The sequence below is a fragment of the Bradyrhizobium sp. dw_78 genome, assembly GCF_018449525.1.
Taxonomy (GTDB): Bacteria; Pseudomonadota; Alphaproteobacteria; order Rhizobiales; family Xanthobacteraceae; genus Bradyrhizobium.
Map to the genome: position 1 here is coordinate 673,452 of NZ_JAAVUS010000002.1, position 19,800 is coordinate 693,251.

General features: G+C 60.8%; 13 protein-coding genes. 7 read left to right on the forward strand and 6 right to left on the reverse strand.

Features of this window, described 5'->3' with window-relative positions:
* Positions 1–79: 79 nt before the first annotated feature.
* From HB630_RS08940 to HB630_RS08970, 7 genes are all read left to right on the forward strand, one after another.
* Positions 80–829: a CBS domain-containing protein gene (locus HB630_RS08940; RefSeq protein WP_213771838.1), complete on the forward strand. Its 750-nt coding sequence runs from the start codon at positions 80–82 to the stop codon at positions 827–829.
* Positions 830–1,113: 284 nt separating this feature from the next.
* Positions 1,114–3,762, forward strand: a complete 2,649-nt coding sequence (mgtA, locus tag HB630_RS08945; RefSeq protein WP_213771839.1) for a magnesium-translocating P-type ATPase — start codon at positions 1,114–1,116, stop codon at positions 3,760–3,762.
* Between the two features lie 289 nt (positions 3,763–4,051).
* Complete coding sequence (locus HB630_RS08950; RefSeq protein WP_213771840.1) at positions 4,052–5,680, forward strand: NAD(P)-binding protein; 1,629 nt, start codon at positions 4,052–4,054, stop codon at positions 5,678–5,680.
* An 8-nt stretch (positions 5,681–5,688) separates the two neighbouring features.
* A complete protein-coding gene (gene nifJ / locus HB630_RS08955) occupies positions 5,689–9,285 on the forward strand; it encodes a pyruvate:ferredoxin (flavodoxin) oxidoreductase (RefSeq protein WP_249780733.1) in 3,597 nt (1,198 codons plus the stop codon).
* A 50-nt stretch (positions 9,286–9,335) separates the two neighbouring features.
* On the forward strand, positions 9,336–10,337 hold the full coding sequence (locus HB630_RS08960) for a dihydroorotate dehydrogenase-like protein (RefSeq protein ID WP_213771841.1): 1,002 nt from the start codon (positions 9,336–9,338) through the stop codon (positions 10,335–10,337).
* Positions 10,338–10,369: 32 nt separating this feature from the next.
* On the forward strand, positions 10,370–11,176 hold the full coding sequence (locus tag HB630_RS08965) for an SDR family oxidoreductase (protein WP_213771842.1): 807 nt from the start codon (positions 10,370–10,372) through the stop codon (positions 11,174–11,176).
* Between the two features lie 64 nt (positions 11,177–11,240).
* A complete protein-coding gene (locus tag HB630_RS08970) occupies positions 11,241–12,863 on the forward strand; it encodes a UbiD family decarboxylase (RefSeq protein WP_213771843.1) in 1,623 nt (540 codons plus the stop codon).
* A 97-nt stretch (positions 12,864–12,960) separates the two neighbouring features.
* On the opposite strand, the gene HB630_RS08975 is transcribed toward HB630_RS08970, so the two are convergent.
* The 6 genes from HB630_RS08975 to HB630_RS09000 all read right to left on the reverse strand — a co-directional run bounded on the left by HB630_RS08975 (position 12,961) and on the right by HB630_RS09000 (position 19,753).
* Positions 12,961–14,403 carry a porin gene (locus HB630_RS08975; protein ID WP_213771844.1) on the reverse strand — a complete coding sequence of 481 codons (1,443 nt, stop codon included), beginning with the start codon at positions 14,401–14,403 and terminating at the stop codon, positions 12,961–12,963.
* 356 nt (positions 14,404–14,759) lie between these two features.
* A complete protein-coding gene (locus tag HB630_RS08980; protein ID WP_213771845.1) occupies positions 14,760–15,914 on the reverse strand; it encodes a dihydrolipoamide acetyltransferase family protein in 1,155 nt (384 codons plus the stop codon).
* Complete coding sequence (locus HB630_RS08985) at positions 15,911–16,891, reverse strand: alpha-ketoacid dehydrogenase subunit beta (RefSeq protein WP_213771846.1); 981 nt, start codon at positions 16,889–16,891, stop codon at positions 15,911–15,913. Before HB630_RS08985 ends, HB630_RS08980 begins: the two co-directional genes overlap by 4 nt.
* 3 nt (positions 16,892–16,894) lie before the next feature.
* Positions 16,895–17,995: a pyruvate dehydrogenase (acetyl-transferring) E1 component subunit alpha gene (pdhA, locus tag HB630_RS08990; RefSeq protein WP_346656056.1), complete on the reverse strand. Its 1,101-nt coding sequence runs from the start codon at positions 17,993–17,995 to the stop codon at positions 16,895–16,897.
* A 10-nt stretch (positions 17,996–18,005) separates the two neighbouring features.
* Positions 18,006–19,646, reverse strand: coding sequence for a sodium:solute symporter (locus HB630_RS08995; protein WP_213771848.1), 1,641 nt, complete (start codon positions 19,644–19,646; stop codon positions 18,006–18,008).
* Positions 19,598–19,753 carry a DUF3311 domain-containing protein gene (locus HB630_RS09000; protein ID WP_249780770.1) on the reverse strand — a complete coding sequence of 52 codons (156 nt, stop codon included), beginning with the start codon at positions 19,751–19,753 and terminating at the stop codon, positions 19,598–19,600. The genes HB630_RS08995 and HB630_RS09000 overlap by 49 nt, the downstream gene beginning before the upstream one ends.
* Positions 19,754–19,800 lie beyond the last annotated feature (47 nt).

The following is a 19,800-nucleotide window of genomic DNA, read 5'->3' on the forward strand; positions in this document are numbered from 1 at the left end:
CCGATTGACCCTGATCAAGCCGCCCGCAATCTCTTCGACTACCATCACTAATTATGGACGTCGGTCGTGGAGATCTTCAGTGCGCGCCTATCAAATCATGACCCGGAAGGTGGTTACGGTCGGCCCGGAAACTTCCATCATCGAAGCCGCGAACATCATGCTCAAGCATCACATCAGCGGCCTGCCGGTCGTTGATGCAGCGGGCAAGCTCGTGGGCATTATTTCGGAAGGTGACTTTATCCGCCGTGCGGAAATCGGAACGCAGCGAAAACGCGGCCGGTGGTTACGCCTGCTGGTGGGCAGCGGCCAGATCGCATCCGACTTTGTACATGAGCGCGGCCGCAAGGTCGGGGATATTATGTCATTGGATCCCGTCACCGTTGCGGAAGATGCCTCGCTCGAAGAAATTGTACGGATCATTGAAAAGCACAATGTCAAGCGCGTGCCGGTGATGCGCAAAGACCAGATCGTCGGCATCGTGACCAGGTCCAACCTCCTTCAAGCCGTCAGCGATTTCGCCCGCGACGTTCCCGATCCAACTGCCGACGACGATCAAATCCGCAGCAATGTCCTCGCAGCCATCAAGCGAGCCGACTGGTCTCCGTCCAGATTCAACGTCATCGTACGCGATGGCATCGTATCGCTCAGCGGCATCATTACGGATGAACGTTGCCGGCGGGCGGCGATCGTCGCGGCCGAGACCACGCCGGGCGTCAGGCAGGTGTACGATGAACTCAGCCTCTATCCGCCTCCCGAAGAGGACTTCGGCGGTGGCGATTTTGTATCGCTGCAGGAGCAGCCTTCCACCGTGGATGATGTCGCGCTGTAAGAACCTTGGTGATTCACGCAGCGATCGCCTCGAATATATCTCGGGTCGCGGCGATCCAATAAAGACTGAAGGAAAGATAACTGAGCAAAACGACGCAGAAAAAATCACGCATATTTTTCGCCTGATCAAACCATGCAACTGATCTTTGGCCAAATTCTTTTCAGAGTTTTTTCGGTTCTGATGGAATCAGAACCGCGGCTCCTTTCCTGTGTTTTGAGGCGCTTTCTTCACGCGAACTGGAAGTCACGAAAACAGTATAGTGCGCGCCACCCGGGAAAATAATCATGACTTTTTCAGCGCCCGCGGCCAAGCCTGCAAAAGATGATCGCGCCTTCTGGCGTATCCCCTCAACTACGCTTCTGGCCGCCCTTAATGCGCAACGGACCGGATTGACCCAAAGCGAGGCCGAGGAACGGGCGAAACGCTTCGGCCTAAATCGCTTTGCAGCGGTTCGAGGCCGGCCGCTTCTCGTCAAGCTCGCAATACGGCTCCTTAATCCGTTGATCGCGATCCTGCTCGTGGCAGCGGCGGTTTCGGGACTGATCGGAGATCTCGGAAGCTTTTTTATCATCGCCGCCGTGATCCTGCTTTCCCTCACGCTGGATATTGTGCAGGAACATCGCGCCGAGCAGGCGGCCGAAGCGCTGCGCCAGTCCGTCGCGGTTCGCGCCGACGTGCTGCGCGATGGAACATGCCTGTCCATTCCGGTCAGCGCCATCGTGCCCGGCGACATCGTGATGTTGCGCATGGGCGATCTTATTCCCGCCGATGGCATCGTGCTGGAAGCCAAAGCGCTTCAGGTCGACGAGTCGCTGATGACCGGCGAGCCGTTTCCGGCGAGCAAGAGCGAGGAACCCTGCGCTGCGATCCTTCCGGCCGAAGCGCGCAATGCGCTTTTTTCGGGTACTTCCGTCATTGCAGGCTGCGGCACCATGCTGGTGGTCGAAACCGGAGCCCGCACGCGATTTGGAGCGATTGCCTCGGCGCTTGCCGCAAGCGTTCCGCCAACAGCGCTTGAACAAGGCGTCCGGCGGCTCGGATTTCTGATCGTGCGGCTCACCTTGTTCCTGACGCTGTTTGTGTTGCTGGCCCATCTGGCAGCCGGCCGCCCAGCCCTGCCGTCGTTCCTTTTCGCTGTGGCACTTGCGGTCGGTCTCACGCCCGAACTTCTTCCCATGGTGATGACGGTCACACTGGCCCGCGGGGCACAGCGCATGGCCGCGCAGCGCGTCATCGTGAAGCAGCTTTCCGCGATCCATGATCTCGGCGCAATGGACATTCTCTGTGTCGACAAGACAGGCACGATAACGCAGGCGAAGATCACGCTCGCGGCGCACGTCGGCTATGACGGTGGCCCCAGCGAACATGTTCTTGAATACGCCTGCGTGAACAGCCGTTTTCAATCGGGCATGCGCAGTCCGCTTGACGAAGCCATTCTGGATGCGAGCCAGGAATTCGACGCCACGTCGTGGACACGGCAGGATGAACTCGCTTTCGATTTCAGCCGCCGTTGCTTGTCGATATCGGCCATCCGGAACGATCAAACGATCTTGATCGCAAAAGGCGCACCGGAGGAAATTCTGGCACGCGCCGTGGCGATCGAGGTGGATGGCCTTGCGCATCCTCTCGATGACGATTGGCGTCTACGCATTGATACGCTGCAGGAACATTATAACCGCGAAGGCTACAGGCTGCTTGCCGTTGGCATCCGGGCGCTGCCTCCAGGCAAAATCCATCTGACGCTGGAGGATGAATCGGACCTGACCTTCATCGGCTTTTGCGTCTTTTCTGATCCGGTGAAGCCCGATGCGGCAACGGCAGTGGCCGAACTGACTTCGCTTGGCGTATGCCTCAAGATTGTTTCGGGCGACCAGCCGGGCGTGGTCCGGCATGTGGCTGCCGCGGTCGGCATTCATTCGGAGCGCGTGCTGACCGGAGCCGACATCGCCGCACTCAGCGACAGCGGCCTTGCCGCGCAGGTCGGGAACGTCAATCTCTTCGCGCGCATCGATCCCGAACAGAAAAAACGTATCATTGAAGCCTTGCGCCTGGGTGGACATGTCGTTGGATTTCTGGGCGACGGCGTCAACGACGCGCCCGCGATCCACGCAGCGCAGGTCGGGCTTTCCGTCGAGGGGGCGACCGAGGTGGCGCGCGCAGCCGCCGACATGATCCTGCTGGCCGCGGATTTGAGTGTATTGGCGGCCGGCGTCCGGGAGGGCCGGCGCACCCTGGCCAACATTCTGAAATACGTGCGGATGGGCACAAGCTCGAATTTCGGCAATATGCTGTCGATGGCGTTGGCCTCGATCGTGCTGCCCTTTCTGCCGCTGCTGCCGTCGCAGATTTTGCTGAACAACCTGCTCTATGACCTGTCGGAGATCGGCATCCCCTTCGATAACGTGGATTCCGAGGACGTGTCATCGCCGCGCAGCTGGGACATGGCCGGCATCCTGCGATTTACGCTGATCATGGGCGCCGTCTCCTCGTTATTCGATGCCGCCACCTTCTTCGTCCTTTTGAAGGGCTTTGGGGCCGACGAAACCGTTTTCCGGACGGGCTGGTTCCTGGAATCGATCGCGACGCAGATCCTGGTCATCTTCCTGATCCGTTCGTCGCGGCTACCGTGGAAATCCTCCCGCCCGCATGTGGTTCTGGTCGCGACTTCTCTCGGAGCTTTGGCGGTGGCGTTGCTTCTGGTGCTTGGACCGTTCAGGGCATGGCTTGGATTCACCACGATTACCTGGCCGGTCGCAACGATGATCGTGGGCGTGACGGCGGCCTATCTTGTCGCCGCGGAAGTGGCAAAACATATCGCCATAACGGCGTCACGACGGATGACGGAAGCCCCACAGCCTTGGAGAAACCTGGGCGTGCATGGCAATATTGTTCTACGCAAGATCAAGGCCATTGGCCGCACTCCCGCGCCTTAGGGCGCGGGATGACTTTCCCCCGAATCGTCATTCAGCTGTCTTTTGCATTTTAGCAGGATCTCCATGTCGTCTTGCCTGCTTGAGACGTGCGGCGCCCGGCCATAACGCGATCAATTTTGTTCAAAGGCCGCCAGCTCGGACCTGAGGCACAAACGCGCTCTGAAGCAGCGTTCTTGATCAAGATCAACGCGCGCCCGGTCATTGGCCTCTAATCATTCTAAATGGAATTGATGACGCTTGAGATGTTCCGGGAGCACCTTATTCCCGGCATCGATAGGGAGGATGCGCGATGAGCGATACCCACCAAGACATGAGCCCGTTGGTGGATATGACTCACCGTCAGATGTCGGGTCCGACGCGAAGTACCCATCCGGCCTATGTCGACCTTCTGCCGCCCTGCAACCATGCCTGTCCGGCCGGAGAAGATATTCAGGGCTGGCTCGATCTGGCGCAGGCCGGCAAATTCCGTGCCGCCTGGGAGCATTTGGTGCGAGACAACCCGATGCCCGCGGTGCATGGCCGGGTCTGCTATCATCCTTGCGAGAGCGCCTGCAACCGCGGTGAGCTCGACAGCAGCGTGAGCATCCATGCCGTCGAACGCTTCCTGGGCGACAAGGCGACCGCCGAGGGCTGGCGGCTGCCGCATGACGCGGCGCCGAGCGGCAAGCACGTTCTCGTCGTCGGCGCGGGTCCCTGCGGGCTGTCGGCCGCCTATCACCTCACCCGTCTGGGCCACACGGTCGAAATTCGCGAGGCGGGGCCGGTTGCCGGGGGCATGATGCATTTCGGCATTCCGGCCTATCGGCTGCCTCGCGATATCCTGATGCAGGAAATCGCGCGGATCGAGGCGACGGGCGTCACCATCACCACCAACCACAAGGTCACGGATCTCCTCGCCGAAAAGACGGCCGGGAAATTCGACGCCGTTTTCATCGCGATTGGCGCCGGCATCGGCAAGCATGTTGACATTCCCGCGCGCGACGCCGCGCGCGTGCTCGACGCCGTCTCGCTCCTGCATGACGTGCAGCCCGGCAAGAAGCCGCTGCTCGGCCGCAAGGTTGTGGTCTACGGCGGCGGCAACACCGCCATGGACGCGGCGCGCACCGCCAAACGCCTTGGCGCTGACGAGGCGCTCATCGTCTATCGGCGCGACCGGGAGCATATGCCGGCCCATGCCTTTGAGGCCGACGAGGCGGTCGAAGAAGGCGTGAAGATCAAATGGCTGACCACGATCAAGCAGATTTCCGGCCCCGAACTCACCGTCGAGAGGATGGAGCTGGACAAGGACGGCAGGCCCCAACCGACCGGACAGTTCGAAACACTAACGGCCGATGCCGTCGTGCTGGCGCTCGGCCAGGAGACCGACAGCAGTTTTCTCCGTCAAGTGCCGGGCATCGTGTTTGCGCATGACGGCGCCGTTGTCGTGGATGACGATATGATGACCGGGCATGAGGGCATTTTCGCCGGCGGCGACATGGTCCCCGGCCAGCAATCGGTTACGATCTCGGTCGGCCATGGCAAGCGAGCGGCGCGACATATCGATGCGTGGCTGCGCGACGCACATTATCAGGCCCCCGCCAAGCACCGCGTCGTCGGCTTCGCCGACCTGCATCTGCCGATTTACAGCGACGCCATACCGTCGCGCCAAACCGCACTCCCGCCGGCGTTGCGGGAAGGCTTCGTCGAAGTCACCGCCGGTCTTTCCGAGGTACAGGCTCTGCATGAGGCGAGGCGCTGCCTCTCCTGCGGCAATTGCTACGAATGCGACAATTGTCTCGCAGCCTGCCCGGAGACCGCGATCATCAAGCTTGGCCCGGATCGTGGTTATCGCGTCGATCTGGCGCTCTGCACCGGATGCGCCGCCTGCTTCGAACAATGCCCCTGCCACGCGATCGATATGATTCCGGAACAAGCCTGAGGACGGTCATGAGCACCAGGACAACCATGGACGGCAATACAGCCGTCGCCGACCTCGCCTATCGGATCAATGAGGTCTGCGCGATCTATCCAATCACGCCCTCTTCAACGATGGCCGAGCTCGCCGACCAGTGGATGGCGGAAGGCCGCACCAACATCTGGGGCAACGTCCCCGTGGTGCAGGAGATGCAGAGCGAGGGCGGGGCGGCAGGCGCCGTCCATGGCGCGCTGCAATCCGGCGCGCTGACCACCACCTTCACGGCCTCGCAAGGCCTGCTGCTGATGCTTCCGAACATGCTGAAGATCGCCGGCGAGTTGACCTCGACCGTCTTTCATGTCGCGGCCCGCTCGGTCGCCACCTCGGCCCTGTCGATCTTCGGTGACCATTCCGACGTCATGACGATACGGGCGTCCGGATTCGCCCTGCTCTCCTCGGCCTCGGTGCAGGAAGCGCACGATTCCGCCCTGATCGCGCAAATGGCGACGCTTGAGGCACGTGTTCCCTTCCTGCATTTCTTCGACGGCTTCCGCACCTCGCACGAATTGAACACGCTCGACCTGCTTTCCGATGCGGAAGTCCGCTCGATGATCGACGACGATCTGGTCCGCGCCCATCGCGCCCGCGCCCTTAACCCCGAGCATCCCTTCGTGCGCGGCACCGCGCATAATCCCGACACCTATTTCCAGGCCCGCGAAGCCGTGAATCCCTATTACGACAAGGTGCCCGGCATCGTTGAACGCGCGATGGAGCGTTTCGGCGCCGCCATCGGCCGCCGCTACCGGCTGTTCGAATATCACGGCGCGCCCGATGCCGAACGGGTGCTGGTGTTGATGGGATCCGGCGCCGAGACCGCACGCGAAACGGCAGCGGCGCTACAGGCGGCGGGCGAGAAAGTCGGGGTGCTGCAGGTCCGCCTGTTCCGCCCCTTCTCGGTAAGCCACATGCTCGCCGTGCTTCCCGCCTCGGTGCAGCGTATCGCGGTTCTCGAGCAGACAAAGGAGAACGGCGCAACCGGCGAGCCGCTTTTCCAGGACGTGGTGACCAGCCTCGCCGGCGCCGTCAGCCGCGGCAACTGGCCGAAGCTGCCCCTCATTATCGGCGGCCGCTACGGCATCTCGTCGAAAGATTTCACTCCCGCCATGGCCAAGGCGGTGTTCGATGAACTCAAATCCAGCGATCCCAAGACCAGCTTCAGCGTCGGCATCAACGACGATCTGAGCCACAGGAGCCTGGCCTATGATGCGGCATTCACGATCGAGCCGCCTTCGGCCACCCGCGCGCTGTTCTATGGCCTTGGCGCCGACGGCACGGTCGGCGCGAACAAGAACACCGTGAAGATCATCGCCGAGGATGCCGGGCTCTACGCACAGGGCTATTTCGTCTACGATTCTCACAAATCCGGTGCGCAAACCGTCTCGCATCTGCGTTTCGGGTCGACGCCGATTTATGCGCCCTATCTCATCGCGCAGGCAAGCTTCGTCGCCTGCCACCAATTCGGCTTTCTCGAGCGGCAGGATATTCTTCGGGTCGCCGCGCCCGGTGCCGTTTTCCTGCTCAACGCGCCTTATCCCGCCGATGAAGTCTGGAACCACCTACCCCGGACGGTCCAGCGCGCCATCATCGACAAAAAGCTGCGCCTGTTCGTCATCGACGCTTCGGCCGTGGCCAGGGAGGTCGGTCTCGGCACGCGCACGAACACGGTTTTGCAGACCTGTTTCTTCGCCATCTCCGGCGTGCTGCCGCGCGACAAGGCGATCGCCCACATCAAGGAATCCATCCGCAAGACCTATGGCCGCAGGGGGCAATCCGTCGTCGACAAGAACTTCGCGGCTGTCGATGGAACGCTGTCGCATCTGCACGAAGTACCGGTGCCAGCCGCGGCGACGAGCACGATCGAGATGCCGCCGCTGGTCCCCGCCAGCGCCCCGGCTTTCGTAAAGTCGGTGACGGCGCGCATGTTCGCCGGCGATGGAGACCAGATCCCCGTCAGCCTGATGCCGGCCGACGGCACCTACCCTTCCGGAACCAGCGTGTACGAGAAGCGCAACATATCCGACATCGTGCCGGAGTGGCGCGAAGATCTTTGCATTCAATGCGGACAATGCAGCTTCGTCTGCCCCCATAGCGTTATCCGCTCGCGCTATTACAACGAGGACCTGCTTGCGGCGGCGCCGAACGACTTCAAATCGGCGCCGGTTAATGCGCGCGGCTATCCCGAAGCCCGCTTCTCGCTGCAGTTCTACGTCGAGGACTGCACGGGCTGCGGCCTCTGCATAGAAGCCTGCCCGGTGTCGAGCCCACGGGAGCCCGACATCAAGGCGATCAACCTGACCGACAAGCTGCCGATCCTGGAGCGGGAGCGGACAAACATCGCTTTCTTCGAGACACTGCCGGTCAACGACCGCGCACGGGTCGACTTCGCCAATGTCCGCGGCGTGCAATTCCTCGAACCGCTGTTCGAATTTTCCGGAGCCTGCGGCGGGTGCGGCGAGACGCCTTATCTCAAGCTCTTGAGCCAGTTGTTCGGCGACCGGGCGCAGATCGCCAACGCTACCGGCTGCTCCTCGATCTATGGCGGCAATCTGCCGGTCACGCCGTGGGCCGTGGATCGGGAGGGCCGCGGGCCCGCCTGGTCGAACTCGCTGTTCGAGGACAATGCCGAATTCGGCCTCGGTTTCCGGCTGACCGCGGACAAGCACCTCGACCTTGCTCTGACGCTGCTCGCCGGGCTTGCCGCAAAGGTCGGGCAGGATCTCGCGACCGCCATCGCAACCGCGCCGCAGATCAGGGAATCGGAGATTCGGGCCCAGCGTGTGCGGGTTGCGGAATTGAAGACCAAGCTGCTGGCGCTCCCGGATGCGGCGGCGCTCGACTTGCTATCGGTTGTCGATCACCTGGTTCGCCGCAGCATCTGGATCGTGGGCGGCGATGGCTGGGCCTATGACATCGGCTATGGCGGTCTCGACCACGTCCTGGCCTCCGGCCGCAACGTCAACGTGCTGGTGCTGGACACCGAGGTCTATTCAAACACCGGTGGCCAGTCTTCCAAGGCGACGCCGCTTGGCGCGGTGGCGAAGTTCGCGGCCGCCGGAAAGCGGACGGCGCGCAAGGATCTCGCCCTCCAGGCCATCGCCTATGGGAATGTCTATGTCGCGCAGGTCGCGATGGGAGCCAATCCGCAGCAAACGCTCGAAGCGTTCCGTGAGGCCGAGGCCTATGACGGGCCGTCGCTGATCCTGGCCTATAGTCATTGCATTGCGCATGGCATCGACATGCGGTTCGGCATGAAGCAGCAGGAACTGGCGACAGCAAGCGGCGCGTGGCCTCTGTTCCGTTTCAATCCCGCGATGCGGGAGATTGGACAGGCTCCCTTCCTGCTCGACTCGCCGCGGCCGCGCATACCCTTCAAGGATTACGCCTATAATGAGATCCGCTACCGCTCGCTGGCGCAGTCACGCCCAACCGAGGCGGCGACCCTCCTGGACGCCGCGCAACGCGGCATCACCGAAAAATACCGGCAATACGAAGATCTCGCGATGCGAGACGGCAGCCGTTTCAATCATTCCGTACCCGAAGCGCCGGGTGGCCAAACGCCGCCGGCATGAAGTCGCGCTCGATTGCGGCGGCCGGACCGAAGAACTCGAAGGGACATCCTATGTCGCTTGCAACGCATTATCTTGGCCTCTCGTTGAAGAACCCCGTGGTCGCTTCAGCCGCGCCGGTCAACGCGCAGCTCGATCATCTGCGCAGGCTGGAAGATGCCGGCGCGGCCGCGGTGGTCCTGCCTTCTCTTTTCCAGGAACAGATCGAGGCCGAGGCTGCGCTCCATGATCATCTGACAAACAGCGCCGCCTATAATTCTCCCGAAGCGTCTGACTATTTCCCACCAACAGCGGCGGGGCCTTATGGGGTGGGGCCGGATGCCTATCTTGATTTGATCAGCTCCGCGCGCGCCGCGCTTTCCATTCCCGTGATCGCCAGCCTGAACGGGTCTTCAGAGGCCGGCTGGATCGAATACGCCAAGTTGATGCAGCAAGCGGGCGCCGACGCGCTTGAGCTAAACATGTATTTCGTTCCGGTCGACATCGCTTTGACCGGTCAGAGCGTCGAAGACCGTTATGTCGACATTGTCAGCGCCGCGCGGAAGGCGACCACCATCCCTCTCGCCGTAAAACTGTCTCCCTATCTCAGCTCGCTCGGCAATCTGGCGCAGCGGTTACACAAGAGCGGTGCAAACGGACTTGTGCTGTTCAACCGCCTTCTGCAGCCCGATATCGATCCGGTGACCTTGCGGCTGGTGGAAGGCGTTCATCTCAGTACCCGCGCGGAGATGCCGCTTCCGCTGTTCTGGATCGCGCTGCTGGCGGGCCGGACGGGCGCGTCGCTTGCCGCATCCACGGGGGTAGAGAATGCCGACGATGTCGTAAAATACCTTCTGGCGGGCGCGGATGTGGTGATGACGACCTCGGCTGTGTTGCGGCACGGCGCCGGCCATGTCACCGGCCTCATCAGGGATCTCGAAACATGGATGGAAGCGCGCCAGTTCGCCTCGGTCTCGGATTTGCGGGGCCTGATGAGCTGGAAACGATCCAGTCACAAGGAGCGCTACGGCCGGCCGAGTTACATCAAGATGCTTGAGACGGGCGTCGTCGGTTGATGACCACTCCCGCCTCGCGGAGAACGTGAGACATGGACCTGGGAATTCGGGGCAAGGTCGCAATCGTCACCGGCGCAAGCGCTGGTGTGGGACGGGCTATCGCTTGCGAGCTTGCTGAAAACGGCGTCGATATCATCCTTGTCGCGCGCGGCGCGGAGCGCCTCGAAACCGCAGCCGCCGAAGTCGCAAGCCGATACGCCGTTCGTACCTTGGCCATTCCAGCCGACGTCGCGGAAATCGACACTCCGGCACGCGTCGTTGAACGCGCCGCCAGGGAATTTGGCCGCATCGATATCCTCGTCAACGACGCGGGGCGGGCTCATGCAGGCGGCTTGATGCAGACGACCGAGGCGGACTGGGCCGAAATGACGAATACGAAATTCTCGGCCATGCGGCGATTCTGCGGGGCCGTACTTCCTCACATGCGTGAGCGCGGCTGGGGGCGCATCGTGAATATCTCGTCGATCGGCGGCATCTATCCCAACCCGAAGCTCTTGGTCTCCCACACGCTGAGCGCCGCGATCAACAATCTGACCCGGGGCTTTGCCCTTGAAGTAGCCAAGGAAGGCATCCTGGTGAACGCCGTCGGGCTGGGAGCGGTGCTCACCGACAATTGGAAGAAGAACATGATTCCTTCCGTCCGAAAAAGCCGGCCCGAACTTGGTGCGGCGTCCGACGACGAGATCGTCAGGCAACTCGGCGCGGAAATGACACCGGTAGGCCATTTCGCCCAACCGGAGGAAATCGCCGCGATCGTCGCCTTTCTGGCTTCCGCCCGCAACAGCTTCATCACCGGCGATACGATCGAGGCCAGCGGCGGGGCCGATCGCTTCATGTAGCCGCCGGCGGAACATCATCGGCCTACCCCTGTCCAAATCGGCTCGCAGCAGGAGCACCGTTCAGATGATCAAACCTCCGAACCTCGATTTACAGGCTCATCTGGCAGAGCTGGAAGCACAAGGTCTGCTTGTTCGTATCGACCACCCGATCAACAAGGATACCGAGTTGCACCCGCTGGTTCGCTGTCAGTTTTTGGGCGGCATTCCTGAAGATGAGCGTCGAGCGTTCCTGTTCACCAATGTTGTCGATTCCAAAGGTCATCATTATGATATTCCGGTCGTCGTTGGAGCCTACGCCGCCTCACCGCGGATTTACGCCATCGGAATGGGTCGTCCCGTCGCCGAAATAGGCAAGGACTGGCTCAATGCCATCTCCAACCCGATCACTCCCCTAACGGTAGGCTCGCCATCCTGCCAGCAGGTGATCGTCAAGGGTAATGATCTCCTGTCGACGGGCGCTGGACTGGAAAGCCTGCCGGTGCCGATCTCCACCCCCGGCTTTGATGCGGCACCGTATCTCACTGCCACGCTGTGCATCACCGCGGACCCGGACAGCGGAATCCGCAATATCGGCACCTACCGTGCTGCGTTAAAGAGCAACAATCGGCTTGGCGTGCGCATGTCATCCCGTATTGGCGGTGCTGGCGGCTACCTTCACTGGTGCAAATATCGCGATCGAGGACAGCGGATGCCTTGCGCCATTGTTATCGGAGCGGCGCCCGTGATTGCCTATACCGGCGCTGAAAAGCTTGCCATCGACCAGGACGAAATGTCGGTAGCAGGCGCGCTTGCCGGTGTTCCGATCAAGACCGCAAAGGCCATCACGGTCGATCTAGAAGTACCTGCCGATGCCGAAATCGTAATCGAAGGTCTCATCGATACGGACCAGCTCGAGCCCGAAGGTCCCTTTGGAGAGAGCAACGGTTATGTCGCGCTCGAAGAGTTCAACATGTCGATGGAAGTCACGGCGATTACACGTAAGCGTTCGCCTGTATTCATCTCCATCCTCAGCCAGGTAACGCCGAGCGAATCCAGCGTTATCAAGAAACTGGCCCTGGAGCCGCTGTTTCTGAACCATCTGCGCGATCATCTGTCGCTCAAGAACGTCCTCCGGGTGGTCATGCATGAACCCCTGACCAATCTCCGACCTGTTATCTTTGTCCAATTCGCAAACGGCACGCCGCGAACCGAAGTCTGGCGAGGCTTGCGGGGCACCGCAACGCGGCAGGCCGATTGTGGCAAGATCGTCATCGCAGTCAGCGAAGATATCGATCCGGATAACACGGATGCGATAATGTGGTCGCTTGCCTACCGGTCGAACCCGATCGAAGACATACATATCGAGCCTTACCGCTCCACCGGCCACGTCCCCAATTCAGCTCCTGGTCAATTGGAATCGACTGTCCTGATCGACGCAACGCTTAAACATTCAATGCCGCCGCTGGCCTTGCCGGGCCGAATTTTCATGGAGCGGGCCCAGGCACTCTGGCAGGAGCTTGACCTCCCGCCTCTCAGCGTCAAGTCACCCTGGCATGGATATTCGCTCGGTGACTGGAGCGATGCATGGGAGGAATTCGCGCGCAACGCCGTCGATGGCGCCTGGGCGAAGAACGGCGAGAGCTCCTGGGCCCGGAGGCGAAGCGGCCTCAAGCCGGAGACACCCGTACGCGGCGTCAGAGCGGGATGACTTCTCTTCTAAGCGTCGTCCAGCTCTAACTTTCCGTTTGAGCATGATCTTGTCGGAAACCGGTTTCCACTCCAATGACCTCGGTGCCCGTTGGCCGTCAGAACTGGAAACGAAGTCCAGCCGTTGGAGCGAAATTGTTCGTGAACAGGTAGCCGTTCGCCAGCCCGTCATGGACACGCGAATACATGATGCCGGCATAGGCGTCGAACTTCTTCGCAAACTTCCAATCGACGTCGACCGAAAACGCGTCCAGCGTGCCGGCACAGGTTGATGCCGAGTTATCGCCACAGAACGTCTTGCCGAAACTGTTTTGGTCGTAGTGGTAATAAGCGACGCCGGCATCGACCGCGTCGGTGAAGGCATATCGCGCGCCGGTCCACATGATTTGCAGATGCTCGTCGTGGACGAAGCCGGTCTGCGAGATATTGGCGAAAAGGACGGGAATCCCGGCAATATTATTAAAGCTCTGGGTCAGAGGGGTGCTCGGATTTGCGAACGAGATGAATTCGTAACCACCATACACCCGGAGCTGCTTGTAAGTGTATTTGGCCAGCAGCATCCCGCTTTGGTCGTCGGAAATAGTGGCTCCCAGCGTATCCGGATTTGCCGCAAACGCGGCCGAACCCGCGGCCAGCGACGCTGCTTTCACCGCGCCCTTGTCGTAGTTCCAGATCGCATCGAGGGAGAGCTTACCGGAAGCGCCGAAATCAAGATCCTTTCCGATCTGGGCTGCGTATTCACCCTGCGCTGCGTTGTTTTGGTTGTAGCCGCCGATCTGGGCCATCGCCCCTACCCGGAACAAGTGGTCGCCGACATCGGCGCGATATTTCACCGCTGTCGAAACCCGGGCATCTTCCGTATCGCCGCCACCGACAGCCGTTCCCTGCCAGCCGATCACCGAGAAAGCATAGGAACCGCCCATCGGGTCGTAAGCATTCACGCCATCCAGTTCCAACGTGTTTTGCCGGCCGACGGTCAACGTGCCGTAGGTCGGTGAACTGATGCCCGCATAACCGACCGAATTGTAAAACTGACCCGCCCGGCTCGAGTCGGCGTTCGACGATTGGGAGGCGAGCGGCACACCATTATTGTCAAGAAGGGATTTCGGGCCGTTGGCCGCGGTCATGGTATAGGGGTCAAACCCGAAATTCAGATCAAAGACGAAATTCAATCCGGACGTGATGGTTTCGACACCCTTGATACCGATGTTCGATTGAGACAGGCCTCCCGGCGTAAGAAGCCACAGCGGCCGATTGCTGTTCTTCTGCACGAGTTCTTCCACGCCGGTAGCGATGTTCTTATTGAGCGGCGTGCCGTGGGTCTCATAGCCGCCGCCGATGTCGACGGTGCCGTACACGGTGATGCCGTAATAGCTCAACGGACAAGCGGTCACGAAAAATTGCTCGGCGCTGGCGCACGACGCCGGCGCAAGCGGCGCCGGCGGGGCTTTGTCATAAACCGGCAAATCCGCAGCTTGCGCCGCGCCGAAGAACGTGATCGCCGCCGTCGACGCCAAAAGACTCTTTCCGAAGTGCTTCACTGTCTATCCTTTATTACCCGCGCTTGGCCGAACGCCAACTCAATGCAAGCAACGTCGAAAGCAACGCTAACCGACGATCGCCCTCATTCTTGCTCGCCGGAACAGGATATGGACGAAATATAACACGGAAATTTCTGGAGCGGATGGGAACCGGTCAACTAGCTGTGTTCAACTCGGCAACTTCAATCAACTGCAAGAGAATTACCGCAGCTCTGGCAATCGACCGTCGACCACGATCGAGCCTGTCGCCACCGATCTTCCCGATCGCGACGAAAGATGCCGCTCAGCAGCCTTGTGCGCTGCGGAGCGGCATAATTGTGTAATGTGAAAATGGTCAGCGGCCTCTTCGGCTCACCTCACGCGCTCTTCTGCAAATCGTCAATCATTGCCTTCAAGAAACGCCCTGCCTCGCCGCCGGTTGCAACGCGATGGTCGAACGTCAGCGACAAGGGCAGCACATGCGTAAAGGTGAATGAAGCAACTTCGTGCAACACGGCCTGCTGGAAAATCCGTCCCGCCCCCACGATCGCCACCTGGGGAGGAACCACGACCAGCGCCGCCTGCAATCCAGCCATCATGCCGAAATTCGACAGCGTGATCGTCGGGTTGCGCAGATCGGCGAGCGGTACCGAGCGGGCGCGTGCCGCCGTTTTCAGACGATCGACATCGACGCGCAATGCAGACGGCTCGCGTTTGCCGGCGTCGCGGACGACCGGCACGATCAGGCCGCCCTCAAAATCAACCGCGACGCCCAAGTCGATCCGATCCATGGTCTGCAGGGTCATCGCCTGACCATCGTACCAGGAATTGAGAATCGGCTCGGCCGCGCAGCCCGCCGCGATGGCCCGGATCAAGCGCATCGTGACATCATCATGTCCGGTCCACCACGACCCGATATCGGCTTCATCCCATACGGTTGCAGGGACCACTTCGGCATGCGCCTTGGCCATGTTGATGGCCATGCTTCGGCGAATACCCACCAGTTCTTTGGCGCCGGCCGGCTTCTCGCCACCGGAAGCAGACACGCGTTCAATATCCGCGCGGGTAATCGTGCCTTCCGGTCCGCTGCCCGTGATCCGGTTCAGATCAATCCCCCGTTCGCGCGCCAGCGCCCGAATTGCCGGAGAAGCGGGAGCTCTTGCTCCATTGGCTGCGGGCGACGGAGGCGGAGGTGTCGGCTTCGCAGCAACGACGGTCGCGGCCTTCGGCGCCGCCGGCGGCGGTGTTTCCGGCTTTGCGTCAAGCTGACCGACCACGGTCCCGGTATCGACATGGGCCGCGTCGTCGAACTCAACCATGGGCGCGCCGACTTTCAATCGCTCATGCGGCTTGCCCAGCAAATGCTTGATGTATCCTGACCGCGGCGAAGGAACCTCGACCACGGCTTTTTCGGTCTCGACGGATACCAGGGGTGCATCAACCACGACATGATCGCCTTCGGCGACGTGCCATGCGACGATCTCGGCGTCCTGCAGTCCTTCGCCGAGATCCGGAAGATTGAACATACTCATGCGTAAGCCATCGCGCGATCAACGGCCTTGCCAATCCGGGCCGCATTCGGAAGGTAAACATTCTCAAGCTTGAGCAACGGCATGATCGTGTCGTAGCCGGTGACTCGTTCGATCGGCGCCAACAAGGAACTGAAAGCACCTTCCGCAACCCTGGCGGCAATCTCGCCGCCAAAGCCACCCGTCAACGGGGCCTCATGCACGATCACGCAACGGCCCGTTTTCTTGACCGAATTGATGATGGTCTCGGCATCAAGCGGCTTCAGCGTCGCCACATCGATGACTTCGGCGCTGACGCCCTTGGCTTCCCATTCCGCCGCGGTCTTCAGCGCCTCCGGCACCATCGCGCCCCAGGCAACCAGCGTCACATCGCGCCCTTCGCGCAATACGAAGCAGCGGTCGACCGGCAGATCCTTGCCGTCATCGAGCATTTCCTCGCGCGCACCGCGATAGAGTTTGGTCGGCTCCAAGAAAACAACAGGATCCGAACCGCGAATCGCGGCCAGGAGCAGGCCATAGGCGCGGCGCGGCGACGACGGAACGATCACCCTCAAACCCGGGATGTTCGCAAACATCGCTTCCGGGCTTTCCGAATGATGCTCGGGCGCATGAATGCCGCCGCCGCACGGCGCTCGCACCACCATCGGACATTGCAGACGTCCGCGCGTCCGGTTGCGGAACCGCGAGGCGTGATTGTTGATCTGATCGATCAGCGGAAATATGAAACCACTGAACTGGATTTCCGCGACGGGCTTGAAGCCGCCGGCGGCAAGTCCAATGGAGATACCCCCGATACCCATTTCCGACAGCGGCGTATCGCGGACGCGATCCGCGCCGAAGCGCGTGAACAATCCGTCCGTCGCCCGGAACACGCCTCCATCGACGCCCACGTCCTCACCCAGGACGATGACCCGCTCATCTTCGGTCATGGCTCGCGCGAGGGCGAGGCTGACCGCTTGAACCATTGTTGTTTCTGACATTTCTCACTCCGCCGCTTGGGATAGGTTGGCCGAAAGGCTGCTCAACACCGCCTGCTTCTGCGCGGCAAGATCGGCGGGAAGCTGAGCATAGGTGTAATCAAACATGACCGAGGGTTCCTGCGGCGCAGTTGCGAGAAAGGCAGCCGCCGCAGCTTCGATTTCCTCATTGATCTCCTTGAGAAGCTTGTCTTCGTCAGCTTTGGTCCATGACCCCGCCGTCGTCAGATATTGCTGCAGCCGCTTGATCGGCTCTTCCTGCCAATGCGGCGTCACCTCGGTATCCTTGCGGTATCGGCTGGCATCGTCGGAAGTGGTGTGATCGCCGAGCCGATAGGTGATGGCCTCGATCACACAGGGGCCCTGATCCTTGCGCACCCGCTGCAAAGCCACACCGACAACGGTCCGCACCGCAATCACATCATTGCCATCCACCTGCTCGCCGGGAATTCCTACCGCAATCGCCTTTTGCGCCAGGGTCTGCGCCGCGGACTGCGCGGATCGCGGCACGGAAATCGCCCATTGATTGTTGGAGACCAGGAAGACCACCGGCAATTTCCATACTCCGGCGAGGTTCATGGCCTCATAGACGTCGCCTTTGGAGGTGGCGCCGTCGCCGAAGATGCAAACCACGGCGCGCGGCTCCTTGCGAAGCTTGATGGCGAGCGCCACGCCCGCAGCATGCAGCGCGTGACTGCCGACCGGGACGCAGTTTGGAAAGTCATGAGGCGCCTTGGCAAACGAATTGCCGCGCTCGTCACCGCCCCAGTACAGAAACAACTCCACCGGGGTCGCGCCGCGCCAGAGCTGACCGCCATGCTCGCGGAAGCTCGGAACCAGCACATCGTCCGCGAGCATCGCGCTCGCCGCGCCGACCGCAACCGCTTCCTGTCCGATCGACGAACCATAGGTGCCGAGCCGGCCGGTGCGTTGCAGTGCGACCGCCTTGGTATCGAAGGCGCGTGCGCGCACCAGCCCACGATAGAGGGACTTGAGAGTTGCCGGATCCTTCGCCTCCGCCGGCAACTCCTTCAGGAGCTTTCCAGCCGGATCAAGATAGCGGGTGAAGTCGATTTCGAATGTTGCAGCGATATTTGGACTATTCACGATGATCTCCTTATTCTGCGGCTTGTGCGGCATAGTCTGCGATTCCGGTTTCATCGCGGCCCGATTCCCCAGCCCTGAAGAGCGGCGTGAGCACAACCGCTACCGCCAAATTGAGGACGAACGACGCGAAGGCGATGTAACAGGGGATGGTGATACCGAAGATGTGCAAGGGATAAACGCTTGCGGTGAACCCAAGCGACGCCACCATCCAGGTTCCGGAAATCATTCCGACCAGCCAGCCGACAAGCAGTCCCCGCCCCGTCAGCCAGCGCCGCACGAACAGGCTCATCGCAACTGCCGGGAACGTCTGGATAACCCAGATGCCACCGAGCAATTGAAACTGGATGACGTATTGAAGGGGGATGGCAACGACAAAGATGAGAGCCGCGGCCACCATCAGCAGCGCGAACACCTTGGCGATGGATGCCTCTTTCTGCTCCCTGGCTTCGGCGGTGCCGGAATGGACGAACTCGCCCCATATATCGCGGGTGATGATGTTGGCCGAACCGATCGCCATCACCGATGCCGGAACCAGCGCCCCGATGGCGATTGCTGCAAAAGCGACGCCGACAAACCAATCCGGAAAATATTTTACGAACAGCGCGAGAAGCGCGTAGCTCGGACCATACTGCTTGAAGCCATCCGCGAATGCCGGATCGGTGCCCACGCCCGCCGCCACCGCGGCAAATCCGAAAATCGACAGGAACCAAAGAAGGATATTAAAGACCGGCTGGACGATGGAATTTTGCTCGATCACCCGCCCGCTGGCCGAACTCAACAGACCGGTGACGGCGTGCGGATAGAGGAACAAGGCAAAGGCCGAACCAAGCGCCAGACTTGAGAATGAACTGAACGAACCCCAATTCTCCGCCGTCGGCGCCGCCAGCAAAATGTTCTGCGGCGGGATCTTGGCGAATATTGCCCCATAGCCGCCAAGCTGGCCGGGGATGACGATGATCGCGACGATAACGGTCGCAAAAATCAGAACCCCCTTGAGAATAGCGATGAAGGCCGAAGCCCGCAGGCCGCTCATGGCGCTGAATCCGGCCAGCAGGACAAAAGAGATGATCAACGGGAGGTACGTCAACCAGCCGCTGCCGACGAAGCCTACCGCACCGAACACAACCTGCGTGCCGACGAGTTGCAGGGCGATGTAAGGCATGGTCGCGAGAATGCCCGTTACACCCACCGCCAACGCCAGCCAGCGATTGCCGAACCGGCCACGCACATATTCGGACGCCGTGACATAGCCGTGACGGTGCGCGACCTCCCATAGCCGCGGGAAGATCAGAAACAGAAGCGGAAAGGCGATCGTCGCGTATGCAACACCGAAGAATCCGAGCGCACCGACCCCGAACACCAGCGCCGGAACCGCAATGAACGTGTAGGCGGTATAAAGATCGCCCCCCATCAGAAACCACGACAGCACGATACCAAACCGCCGCCCCGCCAAGCCCCATTCGTTGAGCTTGCTGAGATCAGAGCGCTTCCAGCTTGAGGCCAGAAAGCCGATAACGATGGCAATAACGAACAAACTGGAAAAGACAGCCATAACCATGACAGAACCCCCTTCATGGCTCATCGTTGAGCCATCGCTTCGTGCTATCGGCGATAAACAATCCAGGTGAGAAACGCGGTCAGCGGAATCCAAAGCAGTAGGTACCAATAAAAAAACGGCACCCCATCGATTGCCGGATCACGAAAATTGAAAAATGACGGAATGACCATCGCGATAAAGGGAACGATCAGTAACCACATCGACCGATGACTTGAAGATCTTGTCGTGGAGCTGGCTGTCGTGCGGC

Excerpts from the sequence above, each read along its gene's own strand:
- HB630_RS08965 (WP_213771842.1), top strand. The coding sequence starts at position 10,370 with ATGGACCTGGGAATTCGGGGCAAGGTCGCAATCGTCACCGGCGCAAGC.
- HB630_RS08970 (WP_213771843.1), top strand. The coding sequence starts at position 11,241 with ATGATCAAACCTCCGAACCTCGATTTACAGGCTCATCTGGCAGAGCTG.
- HB630_RS09000 (WP_249780770.1), bottom strand. The coding sequence starts at position 19,753 with ATGTGGTTACTGATCGTTCCCTTTATCGCGATGGTCATTCCGTCATTT.
- HB630_RS08985 (WP_213771846.1), bottom strand. The coding sequence starts at position 16,891 with ATGTCAGAAACAACAATGGTTCAAGCGGTCAGCCTCGCCCTCGCGCGA.
- HB630_RS08960 (WP_213771841.1), top strand. The coding sequence starts at position 9,336 with ATGTCGCTTGCAACGCATTATCTTGGCCTCTCGTTGAAGAACCCCGTG.
- HB630_RS08980 (WP_213771845.1), bottom strand. The coding sequence starts at position 15,914 with ATGAGTATGTTCAATCTTCCGGATCTCGGCGAAGGACTGCAGGACGCC.
- nifJ (WP_249780733.1), top strand. The coding sequence starts at position 5,689 with ATGAGCACCAGGACAACCATGGACGGCAATACAGCCGTCGCCGACCTC.
- HB630_RS08950 (WP_213771840.1), top strand. The coding sequence starts at position 4,052 with ATGAGCGATACCCACCAAGACATGAGCCCGTTGGTGGATATGACTCAC.
- mgtA (WP_213771839.1), top strand. The coding sequence starts at position 1,114 with ATGACTTTTTCAGCGCCCGCGGCCAAGCCTGCAAAAGATGATCGCGCC.